Annotated in this window: 1 tRNA gene and 3 rRNA genes; all 4 read left to right on the top strand. The window is 57.9% G+C overall.

The features are described 5' to 3' along the window. Positions 1–185 precede the first annotated feature (185 nt). Positions 186–1,655, top strand: a 16S ribosomal RNA gene (locus tag U4E84_RS16065). Between the two features lie 194 nt (positions 1,656–1,849). Next, positions 1,850–1,921, top strand: a tRNA-Ala gene (locus U4E84_RS16070). A 265-nt stretch (positions 1,922–2,186) separates the two neighbouring features. After that, positions 2,187–5,099, top strand: a 23S ribosomal RNA gene (locus U4E84_RS16075). Between the two features lie 155 nt (positions 5,100–5,254). Next, positions 5,255–5,376 (top strand): 5S ribosomal RNA (rrf, locus tag U4E84_RS16080). Together the 16S, 23S and 5S rRNA genes with 1 tRNA gene alongside form the textbook arrangement of a ribosomal RNA operon. Positions 5,377–5,404: the final 28 nt, after the last annotated feature.

A 5,404-nucleotide genomic window follows, 5' to 3' on the forward strand; every position in this document is an offset into this window, starting at 1 on the left:
ATGAGGATTCCATCCCTGCGCTCCGGCGTAAGCGGGAATCTGATGTGAGCCGTGGTAGTTCGGTGTCATCCAGGTCGCTGGCTGACCCGGACACCACAACAGACCATGCAATGGTGTTTTGACTCATCGCGAGTCAAAACCCGCCAACACCCCCTCCGAGCCGGGAACCAGGCTCGGAGGTTTACATTCCGGTTGATCCTGCCGGAGGCCATTGCTATTGGGATTCGATTTAGCCATGCTAGTCGCACGAGTTCAGACTCGTGGCGAATAGCTCAGTAACACGTGGCCAAACTACCCTTCGGAACACAATACCCTCGGGAAACTGAGGCTAATAGTGTATACCACAGTCCACCTGGAATGAGGACTGTGCCAAACGCTCCGGCGCCGAAGGATGTGGCTGCGGCCGATTAGGTAGACGGTGGGGTAACGGCCCACCGTGCCAATAATCGGTACGGGTCATGAGAGTGAGAACCCGGAGACGGAATCTGAGACAAGATTCCGGGCCCTACGGGGCGCAGCAGGCGCGAAACCTTTACACTGCACGACAGTGCGATAAGGGAATCCCAAGTGCGTAGGCATAGAGCCTACGCTTTTGTCCACCGTAGGGAGGTGGACGAATAAGGGCTGGGCAAGACCGGTGCCAGCCGCCGCGGTAATACCGGCAGCCCGAGTGATGGCCGATCTTATTGGGCCTAAAGCGTCCGTAGCTGGCCGCACAAGTCCATCGGAAAATCCACCCGCTCAACGGGTGGGCGTCCGGTGGAAACTGTGTGGCTTGGGACCGGAAGGCGCGACGGGTACGTCCGGGGTAGGAGTGAAATCCCGTAATCCTGGACGGACCGCCGATGGCGAAAGCACGTCGCGAGAACGGATCCGACAGTGAGGGACGAAAGCTAGGGTCTCGAACCGGATTAGATACCCGGGTAGTCCTAGCCGTAAACAATGCCTGCTAGGTGTGGCTCCCACTACGAGTGGGTGCTGTGCCGTAGGGAAGCCGCTAAGCAGGCCGCCTGGGAAGTACGTCCGCAAGGATGAAACTTAAAGGAATTGGCGGGGGAGCACTACAACCGGAGGAGCCTGCGGTTTAATTGGACTCAACGCCGGACATCTCACCAGCATCGACTGTAATAATGACGATCAGGTTGATGACCTTATCCGAGTTTCAGAGAGGAGGTGCATGGCCGCCGTCAGCTCGTACCGTGAGGCGTCCTGTTAAGTCAGGCAACGAGCGAGACCCGCATCCGTACTTGCCAGCAGCACTGCGAAGTGGCTGGGGACAGTACGGAGACTGCCGTGGCCAACACGGAGGAAGGAACGGGCAACGGTAGGTCAGTATGCCCCGAATGTGCTGGGCAACACGCGGGCTACAATGGTCGAGACAAAGGGTTCCTACTCCGAAAGGAGACGGTAATCTCAGAAACTCGATCGTAGTTCGGATTGTGGGCTGCAACTCGCCCACATGAAGCTGGATTCGGTAGTAATCGCGTGTCACAAGCGCGCGGTGAATACGTCCCTGCTCCTTGCACACACCGCCCGTCAAAGCACCCGAGTGAGGTCCGGATGAGGCGCGTCACACGCGTCGAATCTGGGCTTCGCAAGGGGGCTTAAGTCGTAACAAGGTAGCCGTAGGGGAATCTGCGGCTGGATCACCTCCACAGACCCGAGACTCGCCCTCTGGGCGAGCTCACCTTTCGACCGTCTATTCAGACGGTCACCACTCATACATGGCCTGTTCGTGTCCGTTCACCCACCGACCTGGACACCGACGAACTACCACCGCTCACACAACACGCACCTGGCGCTTCTAGCGCCACCAGAGGCCAAACCAGCCTTCCCCACGCGGGAAGGTGGGCTCATAGCTCAGCGGTAGAGTGCCTCCCTTGCAAGGAGGATGCCCTGGGTTCGAATCCCAGTGAGTCCATGTCTCCCAACGCGAATCCGTCCCCTTAAGTGGGCGACGCGACTCCGTTGGGTTACGACGACCGATGCACCATCCCGGGAAACCGCGGATGGGAAGGGTTCGACGAACACCCCGCCAGGGTGATTCGATGACGACCGTGTATACGTGCGATCCAGACGTCCACTGAACTCATCCGAGTTCGTGGAACGTCAGTGAACCATATACAGTCGGGTGACATTCTAGTCACTCTGACACCGTCAGCACTCTCTTTGAGAGTTGGCTGACACACTACTGGCTACTGTGCCAGCTGGTGAATGGCTCGGCTCGAGAGCCGACGACGGACGTGCCAAGCTGCGAAAAGCTCGTGGGACCCGCATGGAGGGTAAGAACACGAGATCTCCCAATCGGAATCCGTTTACAATTGCCACGCGCAATAGGGAACTCCCTGAATTGAAACATCTCAGTAAGGGAAGGAACAGAACGCAATCGCGATGTCGCTAGTAACCGCGAGTGAACACGACACAGCCCAAACCGAAGGTCTTCGGACCAATGTGGTGTTCGGGTTGACAATCAAGTTCCGACAGTTCATTCGAAGTCTCCTGGAACGGAGCGTGACACAGGGTGACAACCCCGTAGAATGAACCAGTACGAACGGCGTCAAATCCAGAGTAGCAGGGGTCGGATATCCTCTGTGAACACTCCAGGCATCCCCTGGAAAGGCTAAACACTCCTCGAGACCGATAGCGAACAAGTAGCGTGAGCGAACGCTGAAAAGCACCCCGAGAAGGGCGGTGCAATAGGGCCTGAAATCAGCTGGCGATAGAGCGACAGGGCGTACAAGGCGTCTCTCAAAACGACCGAGAAGCGATTCTCTAGTAGGAAGAGAGACGAGCCGGCGTCGTGTCGTGCGTTTTGAAAAACGACCCAGGGAGTGCACTTAGATGGCGAGTCTAACCCGTGAACCGGGGAAGGCGCAGGGAAACCGATACGGCCGCAGCATTGCGAGGGCCACCGTGTTCAAGCGCGGGGAGTCATGTGGGTGCGACCCGAAACCAGGCGATCTATACGCAGGCAGGGTGAAGCGTGGCGAAAGCCACGTGGAGGCCCGTTAGAGGTGGTATTCTACAATATCCTCTCGTGATCTGCGCATAGGGGTGAAAGGCCCATCGAGCCTGGCAACAGCTGGTTCCAACCGAAACATGTCGAAGCATGACCTCTTCCGAGGTAGCCCGCGGGGTAGAGCTACCGATTGGATGACCCGCCTCCGAGAGGAGTCGGCCATCCTGTCAAACTCCAAACCCGCAGGCGCTGTAGACGAAGGGAGTCCGGTGCGCGGGGTAAGCCTGTGTACCGTGAGGGGAACAACCCAGAGCCGGGTTAAGGTCCCAAAGTGTAGATTAAGTGCGATTCGAAGGTGGTCTCAAGCCCTAAACAGCCGGGAGGTGAGCTTAGAAGCAGCTACCCTCTAAGAAAAGCGTAACAGCTTACCGGCCGAGGTTTGAGGCGCCCAAAATGATCGGGGCTCAAATCTACCACCGAGACCTGGCCGTGCCCTTGACAGGGGCAACCGCGTAGGTTGGCGTTCTGTTCGGCTGGAAGCACGGGCGAGAGCTCGTGTGGACCGTACAGAAACGACAATCCTGGTCACAGTAGCAGCGATAGTCGGGTGAGAACCTCGACGGCCTGATGAGCAAGGGTTCCTCGGCACTGCCACTCAGCCGAGGGTCAGCCGGTCCTAAGACGTACCGTAATTCGACTACGTCAACGGGAAACTGGTTAATATTCCAGTGCCATCGTGCAGTAAAAGTCGACGCCGTGTGGAACGCTGAGCCGGGCATTCGCCCGGTCGAATCGTGGAAACTCGTGGACGCCGTCACGGCACGAAGCGAGTGAAGCGCGAGATAGCGCAAGTCAGCCGTACATAGGGCCCGTGAAAAGACGAGCACGATGTCCGTACCGAGATCCGACACAGGTGCTCTGGCAGCGAAAGCCACGGCCTGTCGGGAGAACCGACGTTAGGGAATTCGGCAAGTTAGTCCCGTACCTTCGGAAGAAGGGATGCCTGCTCTCGACGGAGCAGGTCGCAGTGACTCGGGCGCTCCGACTGTCTAATAACAACACAGGTGACCGCAAATCCGTAAGGACTCGTACGGTCACTGAATCCTGCCCAGTGCGGGTATCTGAACACCTCGTACAAGAGGACGAAGGACCCGTCAACGGCGGGGGTAACTATGACCCTCTTAAGGTAGCGTAGTACCTTGCCGCTTCAGTAGCGGCTTGCATGAATGGATAAACGAGAGCGCCACTGTCCCAACGTTGGACCCGGTGAACTGTACGTTCCAGTGCGGAGTCTGGAGACCCCCAAGGGGAAGCGAAGACCCTATAGAGCTTTACTGCAGGCTGTCGCTGAGACGTGGTCGCCGATGTGCAGCATAGGTAGGAGCCATTACACAGGTACCCGCGCCAGCGGGCCACCGAGGCAACATTGAAATACTACCCGTCGGTGACTGCGACTCTCACTCCGGGAGGAGTACACCGGTAGCCGGGCAGTTTGACTGGGGCGGTACGCGCTCGAAAAGATATCGAGCGCGCCCGAAGATCATCTCAGCCGGGTCGGGAATCCGGCGAAGAGCGCAAGAGCACAAGATGGTCTGACAGTGTCATTCCCAACGAGTGACGCTGACGCGAAAGCGTGGTCTAGCGAACCTACGAGGCTCCGGAATGGGGCCCGTAGATGACAGAAAAGCTACCTTAGGGATAACAGAGTCGTCACCCGCAAGAGCACATATCGACCGGGTGGCTTGCTACCTCGATGTCGGTTCCCTCCATCCTGCCTGTGCAGAAGCAGGCAAGGGTGAGGTTGTTCGCCTATTAAAGGAGGTCGTGAGCTGGGTTTAGACCGTCGTGAGACAGGTCGGCTGCTATCTATTGGGGGTGTCAAGGTACTTGACGTGAACGAACGTATAGTACGAGAGGAACTACGTTTGGTCGCCACTGGTGTACCGGTTGTTCGAGAGAGCACTGCCGGGTAGCCACGCGACACGGGGTAAGAGCTGAACGCATCTAAGCTCGAAACCCACATGGAAAAGAAGTACCGTAGAGGTCACTCGTAGAAGACGAGTTCGATAGACTCGGGATGTACGCGCCGAGGCAACGAGGCGTTGAGTCCACGAGCACTAACAGACCGAAGCCACAATCATACGGCACTGACACATTACCACACTCGCATGAGTTCAGGCGGTAACTGGATCGCACGTACACACGGTCGGCCGATCGCGAGATCGGAACCACCGACACAGGCGTCTTGCTACGCGATCGTGTAGCGAGGCTCGGTTCGAGTCCGAGCGTCGGCGTGAAGGCGGCCAGAGCGGTGGGGAAACACCCGTACCCATTCCGAACACGGAAGTTAAGCCCACCAGCGTACCGGGAAGTACTGGAGTGAGCGATCCTCTGGGAACCGCGGTTCGCCGCCTGCCCATTCATATCGGGGCGATCGCCCCACAC

Source organism: Halorubrum sp. AD140 (assembly GCF_034497445.1).
Taxonomy (GTDB): domain Archaea; phylum Halobacteriota; class Halobacteria; order Halobacteriales; family Haloferacaceae; genus Halorubrum.